The sequence below is a fragment of the Brevibacterium sp. Z349TD_9 genome, from assembly GCF_056173565.1.
The window spans coordinates 2,837,129-2,854,638 of record NZ_CM149680.1; the positions used below are offsets into that span (position 1 = coordinate 2,837,129).

At 68.8% G+C, this 17,510-nt stretch carries 18 protein-coding genes; 6 read left to right on the top strand and 12 right to left on the bottom strand.

Translation table 11 applies throughout. The features are described from left to right. The first annotated feature begins 6 nt into the window (after window positions 1-6). Complete coding sequence (locus AC0VYB_RS13245; RefSeq protein ID WP_009379459.1) at window positions 7-1,362, top strand: APC family permease; 1,356 nt, start codon at window positions 7-9, stop codon at window positions 1,360-1,362. On the opposite strand, the gene AC0VYB_RS13250 is transcribed toward AC0VYB_RS13245, so the two are convergent. Continuing rightward, window positions 1,299-1,973: a hypothetical protein gene (locus AC0VYB_RS13250; protein WP_040342082.1), complete on the bottom strand. Its 675-nt coding sequence runs from the start codon at window positions 1,971-1,973 to the stop codon at window positions 1,299-1,301. The genes AC0VYB_RS13245 and AC0VYB_RS13250 overlap by 64 nt on opposite strands. 43 nt (window positions 1,974-2,016) lie before the next feature. Continuing rightward, complete coding sequence (locus AC0VYB_RS13255) at window positions 2,017-3,276, bottom strand: class I SAM-dependent methyltransferase (protein ID WP_063249136.1); 1,260 nt, start codon at window positions 3,274-3,276, stop codon at window positions 2,017-2,019. A 110-nt stretch (window positions 3,277-3,386) separates the two neighbouring features. On the opposite strand from AC0VYB_RS13255, the gene AC0VYB_RS13260 reads away from it, so the two are divergent. Further along, window positions 3,387-3,791: a universal stress protein gene (locus tag AC0VYB_RS13260; protein ID WP_009379462.1), complete on the top strand. Its 405-nt coding sequence runs from the start codon at window positions 3,387-3,389 to the stop codon at window positions 3,789-3,791. A 59-nt stretch (window positions 3,792-3,850) separates the two neighbouring features. On the opposite strand, the gene AC0VYB_RS13265 is transcribed toward AC0VYB_RS13260, so the two are convergent. Together AC0VYB_RS13265 and AC0VYB_RS13270 are read right to left on the bottom strand one after the other, a co-directional pair. Beyond that, entirely contained in the window at window positions 3,851-5,011 is a 1,161-nt protein-coding gene (locus tag AC0VYB_RS13265; RefSeq protein ID WP_231882172.1) for a threonine aldolase family protein, read from the bottom strand. 153 nt (window positions 5,012-5,164) lie between these two features. Beyond that, window positions 5,165-6,097 carry a collagen binding domain-containing protein gene (locus tag AC0VYB_RS13270; RefSeq protein WP_475384744.1) on the bottom strand — a complete coding sequence of 311 codons (933 nt, stop codon included), beginning with the start codon at window positions 6,095-6,097 and terminating at the stop codon, window positions 5,165-5,167. Between AC0VYB_RS13270 and AC0VYB_RS13275 the strand changes: the two genes are divergently transcribed. Next, a protein-coding gene (locus AC0VYB_RS13275) for an IS3 family transposase (RefSeq protein ID WP_100227560.1) occupies window positions 6,096-7,243 on the top strand; the annotation gives its coding sequence in 2 pieces (ribosomal slippage) (window positions 6,096-6,366 and window positions 6,366-7,243; 1,149 coding nt in all). The two genes, AC0VYB_RS13270 and AC0VYB_RS13275, sit on opposite strands and share 2 nt — an antisense overlap. On the opposite strand, the gene AC0VYB_RS13280 is transcribed toward AC0VYB_RS13275, so the two are convergent. The 3 genes from AC0VYB_RS13280 to sucC form a co-directional block, all read right to left on the bottom strand. After that, a complete protein-coding gene (locus tag AC0VYB_RS13280; RefSeq protein WP_475384745.1) occupies window positions 7,223-7,732 on the bottom strand; it encodes a hypothetical protein in 510 nt (169 codons plus the stop codon). The genes AC0VYB_RS13275 and AC0VYB_RS13280 overlap by 21 nt on opposite strands. Before the next feature lie 444 nt (window positions 7,733-8,176). Beyond that, entirely contained in the window at window positions 8,177-9,079 is a 903-nt protein-coding gene (gene sucD / locus AC0VYB_RS13285; protein ID WP_009379466.1) for a succinate--CoA ligase subunit alpha, read from the bottom strand. An 18-nt stretch (window positions 9,080-9,097) separates the two neighbouring features. Next, the gene (gene sucC / locus AC0VYB_RS13290; RefSeq protein ID WP_009379467.1) at window positions 9,098-10,267 is read right to left on the bottom strand and encodes an ADP-forming succinate--CoA ligase subunit beta; all 1,170 of its coding nucleotides are present in this window, start codon (window positions 10,265-10,267) and stop codon (window positions 9,098-9,100) included. A 214-nt stretch (window positions 10,268-10,481) separates the two neighbouring features. Here sucC and AC0VYB_RS13295 point away from each other — a divergent pair, with 214 nt between their 5' ends. The 3 genes from AC0VYB_RS13295 to AC0VYB_RS13305 all read left to right on the top strand — a co-directional run bounded on the left by AC0VYB_RS13295 (window position 10,482) and on the right by AC0VYB_RS13305 (window position 12,550). Further along, window positions 10,482-10,976: a MarR family winged helix-turn-helix transcriptional regulator gene (locus AC0VYB_RS13295; protein WP_009379468.1), complete on the top strand. Its 495-nt coding sequence runs from the start codon at window positions 10,482-10,484 to the stop codon at window positions 10,974-10,976. A 3-nt stretch (window positions 10,977-10,979) separates the two neighbouring features. Beyond that, on the top strand, window positions 10,980-11,702 hold the full coding sequence (locus AC0VYB_RS13300) for a GNAT family N-acetyltransferase (RefSeq protein ID WP_009379469.1): 723 nt from the start codon (window positions 10,980-10,982) through the stop codon (window positions 11,700-11,702). 137 nt (window positions 11,703-11,839) lie between these two features. Next, window positions 11,840-12,550 (top strand): hypothetical protein, encoded by a 711-nt coding sequence (locus tag AC0VYB_RS13305; protein WP_009379470.1) that lies wholly within the window; start codon window positions 11,840-11,842, stop codon window positions 12,548-12,550. A 48-nt stretch (window positions 12,551-12,598) separates the two neighbouring features. Here AC0VYB_RS13305 and AC0VYB_RS13310 read toward each other — a convergent pair whose 3' ends face one another. The 5 genes from AC0VYB_RS13310 to AC0VYB_RS13330 all read right to left on the bottom strand — a co-directional run bounded on the left by AC0VYB_RS13310 (window position 12,599) and on the right by AC0VYB_RS13330 (window position 17,427). After that, a complete protein-coding gene (locus tag AC0VYB_RS13310) occupies window positions 12,599-12,973 on the bottom strand; it encodes a hypothetical protein (RefSeq protein ID WP_223289954.1) in 375 nt (124 codons plus the stop codon). A 53-nt stretch (window positions 12,974-13,026) separates the two neighbouring features. Then, a complete protein-coding gene (locus AC0VYB_RS13315) occupies window positions 13,027-14,133 on the bottom strand; it encodes an adenosine deaminase (RefSeq protein ID WP_009379474.1) in 1,107 nt (368 codons plus the stop codon). A 43-nt stretch (window positions 14,134-14,176) separates the two neighbouring features. Continuing rightward, the gene (locus tag AC0VYB_RS13320) at window positions 14,177-15,325 is read right to left on the bottom strand and encodes a BMP family ABC transporter substrate-binding protein (protein WP_009379476.1); all 1,149 of its coding nucleotides are present in this window, start codon (window positions 15,323-15,325) and stop codon (window positions 14,177-14,179) included. 38 nt (window positions 15,326-15,363) lie between these two features. Beyond that, on the bottom strand, window positions 15,364-16,695 hold the full coding sequence (locus AC0VYB_RS13325; RefSeq protein ID WP_009379478.1) for an amidohydrolase: 1,332 nt from the start codon (window positions 16,693-16,695) through the stop codon (window positions 15,364-15,366). Window positions 16,696-16,788: 93 nt separating this feature from the next. Then, the gene (locus AC0VYB_RS13330) at window positions 16,789-17,427 is read right to left on the bottom strand and encodes a helix-turn-helix domain-containing protein (protein WP_009379480.1); all 639 of its coding nucleotides are present in this window, start codon (window positions 17,425-17,427) and stop codon (window positions 16,789-16,791) included. Window positions 17,428-17,510: the final 83 nt, after the last annotated feature.

Sequence of the window (17,510 nt, forward strand, 5' to 3'; positions counted from 1 at the left end):
ACCGTCATGTCCGACGACCACGGCACCACCGCTCCCGCCGAGACCGGGCATCTGCGCCGCGCCCTCGGCGTTCCCTCACTCGTCTTCTTCGGCCTCGTCTACATGGTCCCACTCACGGTGTTCACGACCTACGGCATCGTCACCGAGATCACCGGCGGGCGCGTGCCGCTCGCCTATGTCATCACCCTCGTCGCGATGGTCTTCACCGCCCGCTCGTACGCGAAGATGGCCGGCGAGCTGCCCTTCGCCGGCTCCGCGTACACGTACACGCAGAAGACCTTCGGCGCCGGCGTCGGCTTTGTCGCCGGGTGGGCGCTGCTGCTCGACTACCTCTTCCTGCCGATGATCAACTACCTCGTCATCGGCCTCTATCTCAATGCCGCCCTGCCGATGGTCCCCTCGTGGGTCTTCGTCCTCGTCGCCATCGTCCTCGTCACGATCCTCAACATCATCGGCATCGTCTCGGTGGCGCGCGCGAACATCGTCATCATCGCCGCCCAGGGGATCTTCATCCTCACCTTCGCCGTCCTTTCCTTCGCCACCATTTCGGGCTCGGGTTCGGTCGATCTCGCCGCCCCGTTCACCGGCGACGGCACCGTCGACGGGTTCGGGGCCGTCATGGCCGGTGCCGCGATCCTCTGCCTGTCCTTCCTCGGCTTCGACGCCGTCTCGACGCTGTCGGAGGAGGCGAAGGATCCCAAGCGCTCGGTGCCGCGGGCGATCGTCATCGCCACGCTCACCGGCGGGCTCATCTACATCGTGCTCTCGTTCATCGCCCAGCTCGTCTTCCCGTCGAACGCGTTCGCCGACCCCGAGTCCGGTTCGCTCGACGTCATGGCCGCCGCCGGAGGGCAGTTCCTCACGATCTTCTTCACCGCCGCCTACGTCGCCGGCGCCTGCGGGTCGGCACTGACCTCGCAGGCCTCGGTCTCGCGCATCCTCTACGCGATGGGCCGCGACGGGGTGCTTCCGCGCGGGTTCTTCGGGCGCCTGTCGAAGCGCTTCCTCACCCCGGTCTTCGCGACGGTCACCGTCGGCGTCGTCTCCCTCCTCGCGCTCGCTGTCGACCTCACGTTCATCTCGGAGATGGTCAGCTTCGGCGCGCTCATGGCGTTCTCCGCGGTCAACCTCGCAGTCATCAAGCACTTCGTCATCGACAGGGGTCGCCGAGGCGGTCGTGCGATCCTCAGCTACGTCGTCCTGCCCGGCATCGGCTTCGGCCTCACCGTGTGGCTGTGGACGAGCCTGTCCCCGCGCACGCTCATCATCGGGCTGGTGTGGCTGGCCCTCGGCGTCGCCTACCTCGCGTTCGTCACCCGCGGCTTCCGCCGGCCCACACCCTCGCTCGATCTCAAGGAGTGAGGCGCTCGATCTCGCCGAGTGAGGCGCTCGACCTCAAGGAGTATGGCCCCCCGATCACCCGAGGACGCGCGCGGGTAGTCACTCGACGCCCCGGAGCCGGTGAACTCGATGCTCATCGCGGTGGGGATGTCCGCGTCCTTGAGGATGCTCATCGCCGGCAGGTCGCGCAGGTACGCGGCGTTGGCTTCCTCGAGCGGGAGCTCCGCCTCGGCGGAGGCGAAGGCCGCCGCGAAGGCTTCGTCGTCGAGGTCGGACTCGATCGCCCGGACGGCGAGGTCGAGGTGTTCGGGGGCGCTCATCAGCCGCAGCCCCTGGAGCGCGAGCTCTCGGGCGGGTCGGGGGACGTGCGTCCGGTACCAGGCGAGCCCGTGCTCGCTCACCGCCGCACGGTAGAGGTCGACATAGCTGCTGCGCAGGGCGTCCTGGGAAATCGCGTCGGTGTCATCGACGCGATCGAGTGCACCGGCGACGATTCCGCGGTTGCAGTCGACGAGTTCTGCGGCGGTGCCATCGAGGGCCTCCTGCGTGAGCAGAACGGGGTGGGAGCTGTCCTTCTCACACGAGAGGATGTCGTCGAGCTGGCTGTATTCGATCCGATCGAAGTCGTTCATGCCCCGAGACTAGGACGACGACGTGAATAGCAGGTGACGTGGGTCACTCTCCGGGCAGGCGGCTCTCGACGACCGTGAACTTGGCCGTCCGGGCGAGCTGCACGCTCGGACCGATGAGGTCCTCGAGCCGATCCCGGTAGCGCAGGTGGGAGTTGAAGACGGTGAGCACGCGGCCGCCGGGGGTCAGGTGGGCTGCAGCCGTGCGCATCATCCCCGCCGCCGTGTCCGTCTCGATCGCTGTGCCGTGGTGGAACGGCGGGTTGAGAAGGATGAGGTCGTACGCTCCCCCGAGCGGGTCGTCGGTACCGCCGCTGTCGGTATCGCCGGCATCGGCACCGCTCGCATCGGCGAGGATGATGTCGACGGCCGTTCCGTTGGCCTCCGCCGTCTCCCTCGCCGAGGCGACCGCCGCCTTCGAGACGTCGACGCCGACTCCCGTGTCCGCTCCCGTCACGGCTATCGCCGCTGTGAGCAGCCAGCCGTTGCCCGCTCCGAGGTCGAGGACGGAGGCCGGACGGGCGAGCGCGGGGACTGCATCCGGGGAAGCGGACGCCTCGGCGAGGGCGGTGAGCAGGAGCGATGACCCTTCGTCGGCTTTCGTCCCGGAGAAGCACGCGCCGTGGGCGCTGACCGTGAGCGGTCCGGTCGCGGGCGTGTCGATGACCCCGGTGCGCGGGAAACGGGTGAGCGAGGGGGAGGTCAGGGGGCGGCTGCCGATGATCAGACGGTTCTTCCCCACTCCCGGTGAGACGTCGACGCGACCGAAGGCGCGGGCGAGCTCCTTGTTCACCGCCCGGCTCATCACGTCGCTGCGGCCGATGACGATGAGTGTCGTGACGAGCGGGTGGAGGACGGTGATCGCCTCGGCGAGGGCATGTGTCGCCTTCGGCGCATCGACGACCGCCCAGGTCTCGCCGGGCACGTCCCCGCTCTCGGTGCGCTGTACGTCGGCGAGGTCGGCGACGGGCTCGGCACCCGGGGCTTCCGCGGCGACGTTCCGTGCCTCGTCGAGGCGGTCGTTGTACGTGCGCACGGCGGTGAGCTCGGAGAGCACGCGGGTCTGGAGGCCGAGTGGGTCGTCGACGAGGATGACCTCGTCGGGGGCAGCGCTCGGGGCGGTGAACGTCCCCTCGCTCGACCGTCCGGAGACGTCGAGTTCACCGGTGCGACGCCCGATCACATAGTCGGCGAGCAGCCGCGCCTGGGCGAGCCCCGGGGCGTCGGCGGGCCACGGCATCCGGGCGAGCAGGTCGTCGCGGGTGCGCAGGGCCGCAGAGTCGGAGGCGAGGAGGGAGGCGGGCATCCGCTCAGTCTAATGCGCGCCCGCTCGTGCGCACCTGTCGGCGACCGGGCCCGGCGTGAGATGTGCTACTAATTGAGGGAGCCTCATCCCCCGACGCACCAGGAGAGACCATGACCATTCTCGTCGGCTATTCCCCCTCGCCCGAAGGCAAGGCCGCGGTCGCATTCGGCATCGAGCAGGCTCGCGCCTTCGACGACACCCTCATCGTCCTCAACGCCGGCATCGGGGAGACGCCCGACGAGCACGGAGTCGCGACGAACGCCGACATGGATGAACTCAAGCAGACCCTGCTGAACTCCGAGGTCTCCCACGAGATCCTCCAGTTCCTCCGCGGCAACGACCCCGTCGAGGAGCTCCTGGCCCTCGCCGAGGCGACCGACGACACCCGCATGATCGTCATCGGTTCCCGTCGCCGCTCCCCCGTCGGCAAGCTCATCATGGGTTCGACCGCGCAGCGGATCATCCTCGAAGCCGAGGTCCCCGTCGTCTCCGTCAAGGCCGATCGCTCCCGCTGACGGCTCTCACCGCCGCAGACGCCGACCGATCGGCATCGACCGCGTCCGTGCGGTGACGCTCACTCCCCCGCGATGGCGGCGATGAGGGCGTCGACATCGTCGGTCGTCGTGTCGAAGGCGCACATGAGGCGGACGATGTCCCGCTCGAGCGGCCAGTCGGCGAACGCGAAGCGCTGTCGGGCCCGGGCGGCCACCTCGGCGGGCATGCGGACGAAGACGACGTTGGCCTCGACGGGCTGGACGAGGTCGAGCCCGGGGACACGGCCGGAGGCGGCCACCTCGGCGAGCCTGGTCTCGAGGTACCGCGCCATCGCGTTGGCGTGGTCCGCCGACCTCCGCCACAGGTCCCCGTCGTAGAGGGCGTTGAGCTGCGCGGAGAGGAAGCGCATCTTCGACGACAGTTGGAGGTTCATCTTCCGCAGGAAGCGCATCCCCTGCCCGATCTCGGGGTTGAGGACGACGACGGCCTCAGCGCCGAGGAGGCCGTTCTTCGTCCCGCCGAGGCTGAGGATGTCGACGCCGACGTCCGTGGTCAGGGTGGCGAGGTCGGTGCCGAGGAAGGCGGCGGCATTGCCGAGGCGGGAGCCGTCGACGTGGAGGATCATCCCGTTCGCGTGGGCGTGGTCGGCGATCGCGCGGATCTCCTCGGGCCGGTAGGTCGTCCCCCATTCCGTCGACTGGGAGATGCTCACGGCCAGCGGCTGCGCATTGTGCTCGCTGCCGCGGCCGACCATCGCAGAGGCGATCGACTCCGGGGTGAGCTTGCCGTCGGCGGTCGGGACGGCGACGATCTTGAGCCCGCCGACCTTCTCCGGTGCGCCGGTCTCGTCGTAGTTGATGTGGGCGCTCGCGGCCGTGATGACCGCGGCCCAGCGGGGCAGGGCCGACTGGAGGGCAAGGACGTTGGCGCCGGTGCCGTTGAAGACGGGGAACGCCTGCGCCCGCGCCCCGAAGTGTCCTTCCATGACGCCGTGGAAGTGCGCGGTCCAGGGATCCCCGCCGTAGCCGGGGGTGTGCCCGACATTGGCGTCGATGAGCGCCTGGATGACCTCGGGATGCGCGCCTGCCCAGTTGTCCGAACCGAAGTTGCGGGGGTGGTCGACGGGATCCGTGCTCACGCGGTCGGCAAGGTGCGGCTGCTCGGGCGTGGCGGGTTCGGCCGAGGGGTCGAGGACCTGGTCGGCGGGTGAGGGGGCGTCGTTGCGAGTCTCGTCGTTCACCTGCTCAGCGTATCGCCCTGCCCCACCGCCGTGCAGGCGGGGCCGCGGACCGACATCCCGCCTCGGCGAGTGAGCGGTGAATGGCGGAAGGGGGAGCGATCGACGATCACTCCCCCCTTCCGGCTCAGACGGTCTCAGCCGTCAATCGCGGTCTCAGCTCTCCTCGCTGATCTTCCGGCGACGGACGAGCATGAGCGTCACGGCACCGGCGGCCAGCAGCGCCGCGCCGGCAGCGAGGGTGCCGATGGTCTCGACACCGGTGCGCGGCAGGTCACCGCCGGGGCCCGGGGCCGTCGGCGTCTCGGACGGCGACGGAGCCGGGGCGGTCGGGGTCTCGGTCGGGGCCGGGCTGTCCGTCGGAGTGTCCGTCGGGGCCGGGCTGTCCGTCGGAGTGTCCGTCGGGGCCGGGCTGTCCGTCGGAGTCGGCGATCCCGTGGGCGTCTCGGTCGGGGTCTCAGTCGGAGTCTCAGTCGGGGTGTCGGTCGGGGTGTCGGTCGGGGTCGGGGTGGAGCCCTCGTCACCGTCGCCGGTGCCGCCGCCGCCCTGGCGGACGACCTCGCCCTTCTTGATCACGGTCTCTTCGCCCTCGATCTCGAACTTCGCCGAGTTCGTGTAGGTTCCGGCCTTGCCGCCGTCGGTGACCGTCGTGCGGTAGATGACGGCGTAGACCCAGCCCTCTTCCGAGGTGAAGCTCACGGTCGAGCCGTCCTCGGAGACGGTGTAGAAGTCCTCGGGCTTCGGCCCCCAGCCCACCGGCTGCCCGTTCTCGTTGAACTGGTTCGTGCCGGCCAGACGGGTCTCACCGGGGATGAGTTCGATGTTCTCCCCGCCGAGGTCGGTCACCGTGACCTTCTGGTCGCCCTTCATCCCGCCGGCGGGCGAGGCGATGTTGACGTGCCACTGGATGATGTCGTTCTCGCGGTCGTAGCTGCCCCACTTGTAGGAGTCCTGGCCCTTCCACTCGCATTCGCCCTCGCAGGGTCCGTCGGGCGGAGTGACGGTGGGCTGACCCCGGGATGTAGGTCCAGTCGTTGTGTGAGTCGTCTTGATGCTCGCTGCTGCGGGCAGGAAGACTGGTCTCATCATGACGAACACGAGGAAGCGGCACACGCCTGAGCAGGTCGTGCGCAAGCTCGGACAGGCCGACCGGATGCTGGCCGATGGCGCGGACGTCGCGGCGGTGTGCCGCGAGCTGGGCGTGTCGGAACAGACGTACTACCGGTGGCGCAACCAGTACGGCGGGCTCAAGGCCGACGACGCCAAGCGCCTCAAGGAGCTCGAGAAGCAGAACGCCACCCTCAAGCGTCTGCTCGCTGAAGCAGAGCTGGAGAAGGCGGCGCTGAAGGAGCTGGCAGAGGGAAACTTCTAGGCCCGGGCAGGAGGCGCGCCGCTGTCGCTCACCTCATCGCGAAGATGCGGGTGAGCGAGCGGATGGCGTGCCGGCTGACCGGGCTATCCAGGTCCGCCTACCGGCGCACCCTCAAGGCCGATACCGTCGCCGACCCCGACGCCGCCTTGCGTGAATGGCTGCGCGGTTACGCGAAGAAGCACCCCCGCTGGGGCTACCGGCGCGCGTGCCACGACGCCCGCGGCGAGGGCTGGCAGGTCAACCACAAGAAGATCCAGCGGCTATGGCGCGAGGAAGGCCTACGCGTGCCCCAGCGACGTCGCCGTAAGCGCATCGGCTCCTCGACCACGGACGCCCCCAAGGCGTGCGCCCCGAACGTGGTGTGGGCCATCGACTTCCAGTTCGACGTCGACGAGGCCGGGCGTCCGATCAAAATCGCGTCGATCGTGGACGAGCACACCCGGGTCTGCCTCGGCGGCCTCGTGGAACGCTCCATCACCGCCGACCGTCTCACCGACCATCTCGACGACCTCGTTAAGCTGCACGGACCGCCCGCGGTCCTCAGAAGCGACAACGGGCCCGAGTTCATCAGCCAGGCGATCGCCGACTGGGCCGGCACCCGCACCGGCTTGTCGTACATCCCGCCCGGCTCGCCGTGGCTCAACGGCTACGTCGAGTCGTTCAACTCCCGCCTGCGCGACGAGTGCTTGAACATCAACAGCTTCTACTCACTGCTGCACGCCCAGGTCGTCATCGGCGACTGGAAGGTCGAGTACAACACCGTGCGACGCCACTCGGCGCTGGGCTACCTCACCCCGGCCGACTATGCTCGCCACTGCACCCACGAAATGGAACCCGACGACTCACACAGAGACCGGACCTAACAACGGGGGCGGCCCAACGGTGACGGTGTCGGAGACCTCACCGAAGTCGTAGGTGACTTCCTTGGTCTCGGTCGTCTCCGTCTGCACGGAGACCCAGAAGTAGAACGTGCCCTTGAGGTTGAGCGGGTTGTCGGCGAGGTACTGCGAGTCGAAGTCGCAGAAGATCTGCGTCTCGGTCACGGTGCACTCGCCCATTGCGACGCCCTCGGGATCGAGGAGGTCGAACGCGTCGACACGGCCCTGCAGTTCGGCAGGCAGGTCGACGACGAAGCCCGCGGGCGTCGTCGGGTTGTCGGGGAGACTCCAGGTGCCGTCGATGCGGGCTACGGAGCCGCTCTTGATCTCGTCCTGCTGGAATTCGAGGGAGTCGATCGAGGCGTTGGTCTGGTACGGCGGCGCAGCATTCGCGGGGATTGCGACCAGTACCGTTGCGAGCAGGGCGAACATCGCGAGGATGGCCGCCCCGACGCGTGGAAGTACGTGCGTCATGGGGATTCCTTTGTATGTTGGACAGCACCGTCGACTATCCGGGAGGGGACCGGAGATCGGTGCTGAGTGGGGACTCAAAGCGAAACATTACAAGTTGGACACGATGATCACAACTTGCACACGAATTCTGCCCAGTCGGCTCTCAGAGATGAGGGGTGCTGCCGGCGGTGATGAGGGTGTGCAGCTGCGGATTCCGCACTTGGAGCATCAAGTACTACCCGTGCACCGGGTGTTTTCAGCGCTGCGGGTGCGGCGTGGAGAGTTGCCGGGATGATGCGACGCTCCGGGTATGACGTGATGCTACGGGTATGACATGGCGCTGCGGGTGCGGGATGAAGGGGCTGAGGCGAGTGCGGACGGCACGAAGCCCGCCTCCGATGATCGGAGGCGGGCTTCGCAGTGCTTAGCGCGACGACCCGGTCTCAGCGGCCGGGCGTCAGCGGGTCACTTGCCGGCGAGGAGCTCGCGCATGAGTTCGGCGGTCTCGGTCGGGGTCTTGCCGACCTTGACACCGGCGGCCTCGAGGGCTTCCTTCTTCGCCTGTGCGGTGCCCGAGGAGCCGGAGACGATGGCGCCGGCGTGGCCCATGGTCTTGCCCTCGGGAGCGGTGAAGCCTGCGACGTAGCCGACGACCGGCTTCGACACGTTCTCCTTGATGTAGGCGGCGGCCCGCTCCTCGGCGTCTCCGCCGATCTCGCCGATCATGACGATCGCCTCGGTCTCCGGGTCGGCCTCGAACGCCTCGAGGGCGTCGATGTGCGTGGTGCCGATGACCGGGTCACCGCCGATGCCGATCGCGGTCGAGAAGCCGAGGTCACGGAGTTCGTACATCATCTGGTAGGTGAGCGTGCCCGACTTCGAGACGAGCCCGAGCTTGCCCTTCTTCGTGATGTTCGCGGGGATGATGCCGGCCAGCGACTGCTCGGGCGAGATGATGCCCGGGCAGTTGGGGCCGATGATCCGGGTCTTGTTGCCGGCCGCCTGGGCACGCGCCCAGACCTCGGCCGAATCCTGGACCGGGATGCCCTCGGTGATGACAACGAGCAGGCCGATGCCGGCGTCGATCGCCTCGATCGCCGCGTCCTTCGAGAACGCGGGCGGGACGAAGGCGACGGACACGTCGGCACCGGTGGCCTCCATCGCCTCGGCGACGGTCGCGAAGACGGGAAGCTCGATGTCATCGCCGTTCTTGTCGACGTGCTTGACAGTGGTGCCGGCCTTGCGGGCGTTGACGCCGCCGACGACGTTCGAGCCGGCCGCGAGCATGCGCGCGGTGTGCTTGGTGCCCTCGCCGCCGGTGATGCCCTGGACGATGATCTTCGAATCGGAATTCAGGAAGATTGACATGGGTATGGAGACCTTTCCTTACTTCGCAGCAGCCAGTTCGGCGGCCTTGTCGGCTCCACCGTCCATGGTGTCGACCTGGGTGACGAGCGGGTGAGCGGCCTCGGCGAGGATCGCCCGTCCCTCTTCGACGTTGTTGCCGTCGAGGCGGACGACGAGGGGCTTGGTCGCCTGGTCGCCGAGGATCTCGAGGGCCTTGACGATGCCGCGGGCGACCTCGTCGCAGGCGGTAATGCCGCCGAAGACGTTGACGAAGACAGCCTTGACCTGGTCATCGCCGAGGATGACGTCGAGTCCGTTGGCCATGACCTCCGCCGAGGCGCCGCCGCCGATGTCGAGGAAGTTCGCCGGCTTGACGTTGTCGTGCTTCTCGCCTGCGTAGGCGACGACGTCGAGGGTCGACATCACGAGGCCCGCACCGTTGCCGATGATTCCGACCTCGCCGTCGAGCTTGACGTAGTTGAGGTCGAGTTCCTTGGCCTTGAGCTCGAGGGGGTCCTCGGCGTCGATGTCGCGCAGCTCTTCGTGGTCGGGGTGGCGGAAGTCGGCGTTCTCGTCGAGCGAGACCTTGCCGTCGAGGGCGATGATGTCACCGGCACCGGTCTTGACCAGCGGGTTGACCTCGACGAGGGTGGCGTCCTCCTTCTCGAAGACGGTCCACAGGGACACGAGCACGGGGGCGACCTTCGCAGCGGTCTCGGCATCGAAGCCGGCAGCCTCGGCGATCTCCCTGGCCTTGGCCTCGTCGATCCCGTCGATCGCGTTGACGGGGATCTTCGCAAGCGCTTCGGGACGCTCGACCGCGAGCTGCTCGATCTCCATGCCGCCTTCCTTCGAGCACATCGCGAGGTAGGTGCGGTTGGAGCGGTCGAGGAGGACGGAGAAGTAGTATTCTTCGGCGATGTCCGCACCTTCGGCGATCATCACCTTCTTCGTGATGTGTCCCTTGATGTCGAGACCGAGGATCTCCTTGGCACGCGCTTCCGCCTCGTCAGGATTCTTCGCGACCTTGACGCCGCCGGCCTTGCCGCGGCCGCCGATCTTCACCTGCGACTTGACGACGACCACGCCGCCGCCCAGGTCTTCGGCTGCCTTCTTCGCTTCTTCTGGTGTCGTGGCGACCTGAGCCTTGAGCACGGGCACCCCGTGCTTCTCGAACAGGTCACGTGCTTGATACTCGAAAAGATCCACGTGTCTTCCTTCGTTTCGTCTGCAGGGCGTTCTCACCCAGCATTCGTGCGGGGTCTTTTGGCCCCGCAAGAGCGTTGACGGATGCAACAACCACAGACCACTTTATTCCCAACCGCACTCGAGCAACCAAATTCGCAGGCCCGGTACGTAAGGAATGTCTCGCGAAAAAGAATCTTGGTCGTCAAGATTCTTGATCTGGACGTAAAATCGGATCATGGATGAGGTCGACAGGATCGTCGCTGCGTGGCGACACGAGCGTCCTGACCTCGATGTCTCCCCCATGGAGATCCTCTCCCGGGTGACTCGGCTCTCCCGTCAGCTCGACCGGGCACGGAAGTCGAGCTTCGCCGAGTACGGCATCGAGGGCTGGGCCTTCGACGTGCTCTCCGCCCTGCGCCGCTCCGGCGAGCCCTACCAGCTCTCCCCCTCCACGCTGCTCCAGGAGACGCTCGTGACCTCGGGGACGATGACGAACCGCATCGACCGCCTCGTCACCGCCGGCTGGGTCGAACGCCTCCCCGATCCTGCCGATCGCCGCGGGGTGCTCGTGCGCCTGACCGAGACCGGACGCGCGACCGTCGACTCGGCACTCGCCGACCTCCTCGTCAAGGAGCGCGACATCCTCGCCGGCCTCACCCCCGCGGGACGGCGCAAGCTCGCCGCACTCCTGCGCGAGCTCTCCACCGGCTTCGACGGCGACGAGGACTGAACGATGACCGACCCGACAGATCCCGCCGAGGTGCTCCACCCCGCCGAGGCGACCGCCGGGTCCCTGCGCGACTGGACCGGGGTGGCGCCGCCTCGGCGGGAGACGATCCACGGCACGATCGTCGACCTCGAACCGCTCGATCCCCTCCGTCACGGCGACGACCTCTTCGAGGCCTCGATTGCCGAGGGAGCCGAGGAGCACTTCGCCTATCTGCCGGAGGTCCCACCAACCGATCGCGGTGAGTTCACCGACTGGCTGACCACGGTCGCGGCCTCGCCCGATCCCCTCTTCTTCGCGGTCGTCGACCGCGCCACCGGACGCGCAGTGGGACGCCAGGCGCTCATGCGCGTCGATCCGGCCAACGGGGTCATCGAGATCGGCAACATCCTCTGGGGTCCCGACCTCGCGCGCACCCGCGGGGCGACCGAGGCGTTCTTCCTCTTCGCCGACGCGGTCTTCGCTTCCGGTTATCGCCGCTTCGAATGGAAGTGCAACGACGCCAACGTCCCCTCGAAACGGGCGGCGGAGCGCTTCGGCTTCACTCCCGAAGGGGTCTTCCGCCAGCACATGGTCGTCAAGGGGCGCAACCGGGACACCGCATGGTTCTCGATCCTCGACTCCGAATGGCCGCAGCTGCGGAAGGGGTTCGCCGCATGGCTCGATCCGGCGAACTTCGACGAGGCCGGAGTGCAGAGGCGCAGTCTGCGCGAGCTCAGGGGACGCTGAGCACCGACAGACGCCGGGTCCACACAGGACACAGAGACCCCACAGGGCGCTGAGATCGGCGCGTCCCGCCGGGCCCGGACGGCCCGTCGGCATAGGCTGGAGCTGATGTCCGACACGACTCCGACGTTCGAGGAACCATGCGCCTTCGCTCCCTTGCCCTCCTGACCGCTGCCGCTGTCCTCACCACGAGCGCCTGCGTGCCGACCTCGACGGAGACGCGGCCCCAGCCGCGCCCCTCGGTCAGTCCCGAGGAGGTCACTCCGATCGCCACGCCAGACGATGCACCGGAGATCTCCGTCGTCGACTCCTCCCCCGGCGGAGCGAAGGAGTCCGACCCGCTGTGGCAGGGCCTGGCGCAGGCCGCCGCGGAGAAGAAGCCGGCCTACCTCAAGACGTGGGTCCACACGGCCAACCCGGACCTCCCCGACTCCGGCGAGGTCACCGTCACCCCCGACAGCCCCAACAGCGTCAGCGTCACCCTCGATGCGGGCAACGTGACGACGGACAAGGCCCCGTTCGTCCTCATCCACGGACTCTTCGACGTCGAGGAGATCGGCGAGTCCGCGTACACGCTCACGACCGTGAACTCCGACGACATCCCCGAACTCGATCCGCAGGGACCCGACGACGAGGCCCGGTGCACGGCCGACGACGCCCAGGAGCGGATCTCCCTGGCCGCCGACGACCTCTCCGCGGATCCGTCGAAGCGCGAGGAGTTCCGCCAGCAGTGGGGTGCGTCCCCGCAGGTGTGGTGGGGCATCCAGATGACCGCGCGGAGCCTCGGTGAAGAGGGCGACGTCGCCGGCGACTACCTTACCGAGGCATGCGGGGCCTACCTGGGTCAGTGACGTCGACCTCGTACGAGTGAGTCGCCGGAGTGAGCCGCCTCGCCCCTGCTACGCGAGCGCCCGGTTGTAGGCGTCGACGACCGGCGGGGTGAAGTAGCCGACGATGACGGCGATCGCAGTGATGAGGCATCCGAGGCCGAGCCACAGTGATCCGCCGATGACGCTGATGCCGAAGACGATGACGAGGAGCTCGAAGGCGATCGCCGCGGGCCGCGCCCACCGATGCAGCCGCCACGATCCCCGCGCCGCGGCGAGGAGTCCGGCGGCGAAGATGAGGAACATCACCGCGAGGCCGATGAGTGAGCTCGCGAGCGCCCCGGCGCCCAGCGCGGTGACGACGAACGAGATCGCGGTGCCGATGAGCACGAGCGCCTGCAGACCGAGGACGATGACGACGAGGAGCATCGCCCGCGGGGTGGGCACACCGTGACCGTCCGGATCCGGAGACCCGGGCGCCCCACCTGCGTCCGCCGGCCTCACACGGTCACCCGCGCGAATCCGGGGATGAGGATCTCGTCGAGCATGCGTTCGCGCACGTCGAGCGGGAGGAAGGCCGCGGTGATCGCGTTGACGGTCGCCCACTCGAGGTCGGTCTGGGTCCAGCCCGCCTCGTCGACGAGCAGGCGCATCTCCCGGGTCACGGATGTGCCCGACATGAGGCGGTTGTCCGGGTTGATCGTCACGGCGAAGCCGAGGTCCTTGAGCCCGGTGATCGGGTGGGAGGCGATGGTGCCGCCGATGTCGGTCTGGAGGTTCGAGCTCGGGCAGAGTTCGAGGGGGATCTGCTGGTCGAGCACCCATGCGGCGAGGCTGCCAAGCTGGCCCTCACCGTCGACGATGTCCATGTCCTCGACGATCCGCGCGCCGTGGCCGATGCGCTGCGTGTGGCAGACCGTGACCGCTTCGTGGATGGACTCCTTCCCGGCGGCCTCACCGGCGTGGATCGTCACCGGCACGTAGGCCTGGTGGAGGGCGTTGAAGGCCGAGAGGTGGGCCGAGGGCGGGAAGCCCTTCTCGGGGCCGGCGATGTCGAAGCCGACGACGCCGGAGTCCGCGCCCTTCTCCCGGTGGCGGATGGCGAGTTCGGCGATCGCCATCGAGTTGTCGGCCTGGCGCATCGCGGTGATGATCTGACCGACACGGATGAACCGGCCGTCGGCCGACGCCTCGGCGACACCGGCGTCGAGGCCCTCCTGGACGGCGTCGACGACGTCGTCGAGGTCGAGGCCGCCGGCGAGGTGCTGCTCGGGTGCCCACCGGGCTTCGGCGTAGAAGACTCCGTCGGCGACCTGGTCGAGCACCCACTCCTTGGCGACGCGGATCAGGCCCTCACGGGTCTGCATCACCGCGGTGGTGTGGGCGAAGGTCTCGAGGTAGCGGACGAGGTCACCGGAGTTCGCGGACTCCGCGAACCACTGGGCCAGCGCCTCGGGATCCGTGGCGGGCAGCTCATGGCCGACCGCCTCGGCGAGTTCGATCATCGTCTCCGGTCGCAGACCACCGTCGAGGTGGTCGTGGAGGGAGACCTTGGGCAGCTGGAGGATCGGGTCGTCGTGGGCGACGCCGGCGGGAGTTCTATGCACGGGGCAAGTCTATCGGCTGCCGGCCGGGAGGAGCATGGGAACGCTACCCCGCGGTCGGGTCGATGTCCCCGCTCTTGATCCGCTCGCGCAGATCCGCGATGCTGCGCCCGGCGTCGGAGACGCGGCTGAGGAACCCGTCCTCGGCAGAGATGCCGACTCCGCCGTTGTCGATCGTCCCCTTGTACTCGTGCTCGGTGACGAGGATGCCGTTGATCTCGGCGGGGTCCTCGGGACCGGGTTCGACGACCTCGTCGGGATTCTTGCTCTGCGGCCATTCGGGGAACATCGTCCGCAGCCCGCGGCGGATGTTCGGTTCGATCGTCGCGATGATCGCGTCGCTGAAGTCGCCCGAGGCGCCGTACCAGATGATCTTCGGCAGCACCGGCTCCTCACCCTCGCCCTCGGGGTCGGGGGTGGCAGTGGCCGCGGCGGTGCGCTCCTCGGTGACGGCGGCGAGCACCCCCATCGCTGCAGCCGAGCCGAAGGGCACGACGACATCGGCGTCGGCTCTGCGCGCGGACTCGAAGAAGTCGCGGCCGCCGCCGTCGGTGTCGTCGACGGTGCGTCCGGCGATCCGCGACTCCCGGTACGAGGTGACGTCCTCGACCTCGTCGCCGGACTCCTTGTTGTAGAGGGCCACACCGGCGTCGAAGGCGGTGAGGATCTGCTCGGCCTGCGGGAATCCGCGGGAGACGAACGCGGAGACCTCACCCGATTCGCTCGCCGTGGCCGCGATGTAGCCGGCGATGAACGCCGGCGGCACGAGGTCGAAGTCGAGGCTGAGCACATTGTCGGGGAAGTCCTCGTGCCCGCTGGCGATGCCGAGGAAGAGGCCGTCGGGGTTGCCTCGGGCGAAGTCGGCGAGTTCGCTCGCGCCGCCGGGTCCGACGACGGTCGTGAGCGTGCACGCCTCCCCCGTCGTTCGCTGCAGGGCCGCCGAGGTGGCGGAGGAGTTCGAGACCCGCTGACTCGAGGTCGCGGTGAAGAGTCCCGCCGCCCGCGCGAGCTCGATCTCGGCGAGGGTGATGGCTCCGGCGGAGTGGTCGTCGAAGCCGGCAGGGGCCGAGATCATGCATCCGGTCGTCGGGTCCGCGACCGCCTCGGGCGTCGACACCGCACACGCGCTCACCCCGAGGAGGCTGAGCACGCCGAGGGCGGCACCGGCGGCCCGGGTCGCGAGGTTCGTTCTCATCGCTCCAGGTTATCGGGCGGGCCTGAGTGCCGCCCGCCTCACCGCTTCGAGTCGAGGACCCTGAGCGCGGTGGCCGTGAAGATGCGCGCAGCGATCGCGACGCTGTCCTCGTCGATGAGGAGGTCGCCCTGATGGAGGTCGTAGGTGGTGCCCCCGGGCGTGCGTGTGCCCATGCGCACGAGCGCCCCGGGAACGTGCGTGAGGTACCACGCGAAGTCCTCCCCGCCCATCGACTGCGGGGTCAGCTGCACGGAGTGCTCTCCGAGTTCGGCCCGCACGGCCGCTTCGATGAGCGCGACCTGGTCCTCGGTGTTGACGACCGGGGGGACGCCGCGGCGGTGGTCGAGTTCGACCTTGACCCCGTACGGGCCGGCGATGCGCTCGACGAGGTCGGGCAGCACCTCGGCGACCTGGTTCCAGCCGTCGACGTCGAGGCACCGCAGGGTTCCGCGCAGCACTCCCTCGGAGGGGACGACGTTGGCGGCGTGGCCGGCGCTGATCTCACCCCAGACGAGCGAGATCGCATGCCGGGGGTCGATGAGACGACCGAGCGTCGAGGGCAGGTCGGTGGCGAGCTTGCCGAGCGCGTAGACGAGGTCCTCGGTGAGGTGGGGCCGCGAGGTGTGGCCGCCGTGGCCGGTGAGCCGGATGAGGACGGTGTCGCCGGCGGCGGTGATCGCCCCGATGCGCGAACCGATCCGGCCGACGTCGACGTTGGGGTCGCAGTGGACGGCGTAGATCTCGGGGACGTCGTCGAGGACGCCCTGGGAGATGACGCGCAGCGCCCCGCCCGGAGTGACCTCCTCGCCCGGCTGAAAGATCAGGCGCACCCGTCCCCCGAGGCCGCCCGGAGTGCTCTCGTGGGCCCGCTGCAGGGCGATGCCGGCGCCGAGGAGGCCGGTGAGGTGGACGTCGTGTCCGCACGCATGGGCGACCCCGGGCACGGTCGAGGCGAACTCCTCGGCGATGAGGTCGTCGATGGGCAGGGCGTCGATGTCGGCGCGCAGGGCGAGCGCGATGGGTCCCTCACCGATGTCGCAGATCAGCCCTGTTCCCTCGAGGTGGACCGGGGTCAGTCCCGCGGCCTCGAGGCGGGCGACGAGCTTGTCCGTCGTCGCGGACTCCCGGAAGGAGAGCTCCGGATGCGAGTGGATGTCGCGGCGGAAGTCGATGAGCTCGGGGCCGATCTCCGCGATCGTGGAGGCGATGACGCTCGCGGGAGTCGCCGCTGCGGCGCCGTCGGCGGCAGCCGTCGCGTCGGCGGTGACGCGCTGCTGGGAGCCAGCGGCATTCGCGCGCGACCGGGTGCCTGCGACGCTGGGAGGCTCTCCGTCGTGGATCGCTGTGCTGGGATCGGGGTTGAGTGACATTGAGGCCATGCTAGACACTGGCGCGCGGGTTTGGACCCCTCGTGACCAAATTCGACACGTTCGGTGACTTCGCTCCCTCCCCAGCCGCGCCCCTCAGGCGGTCTGGGCGCTCGTGCGGGCGGCGAGGAGGCGGAGTTCGCAGGAGTCCGGGGTGAGGAACGGTTCGACCTCGTCGATCGTCAGCGGCCCGGGGACCTGGGCGAGGATGTCGCGGAGCAGCCGCGCATGGACGGCACACGCCATGGTCCGCTCGTCACCGTCGAGCTGGAGGTGCGGGCACGCGGCGAGCGAGACGCGCAGCTCGGTCTCGTCGGCGACGGGTTCGAGTCCGCAGTCGTCGAGGTGCTCGAGAAGGGTCTCGAACTGGTCTCCCGCGTCCTCGCCGAGGTCGCGCACCCGCTGTGGCCGGCACGACATGCCGATCCGCCGCAGCACCGGACCGAGGCGGCGGGCCTCATCGATGCGCTTCCGCGCCGCCGGGTTCATCTGCGCATCGTCGACGGCCCGGTAGACGGTCGGGGGTCTGCCGCGGGTACCGCAGGGCCGGGGCCGGGAGCTGACGAGGCCTTCGGCGATGAGGACGCCGAGGTGGTCGCGGACGGTGTTGACGTGGAGGCCGACCGCCTCGGCGAGCTCCTTGAGGGAGCGGTCGGGGTGCTCCTGGACGGCGCCGAGGAGGCGCACTCGGTTGGGCTCGGTGAGTCCTCTGTAGTCGGTGGTCCTGCGCGGCATGGCGGCATCCTGTTCCTCGGCGTCGAACGCACCACTATTCTACGCCGCGTAGAAAAGTGGGACAACGGCTGTGGTCACAGCGC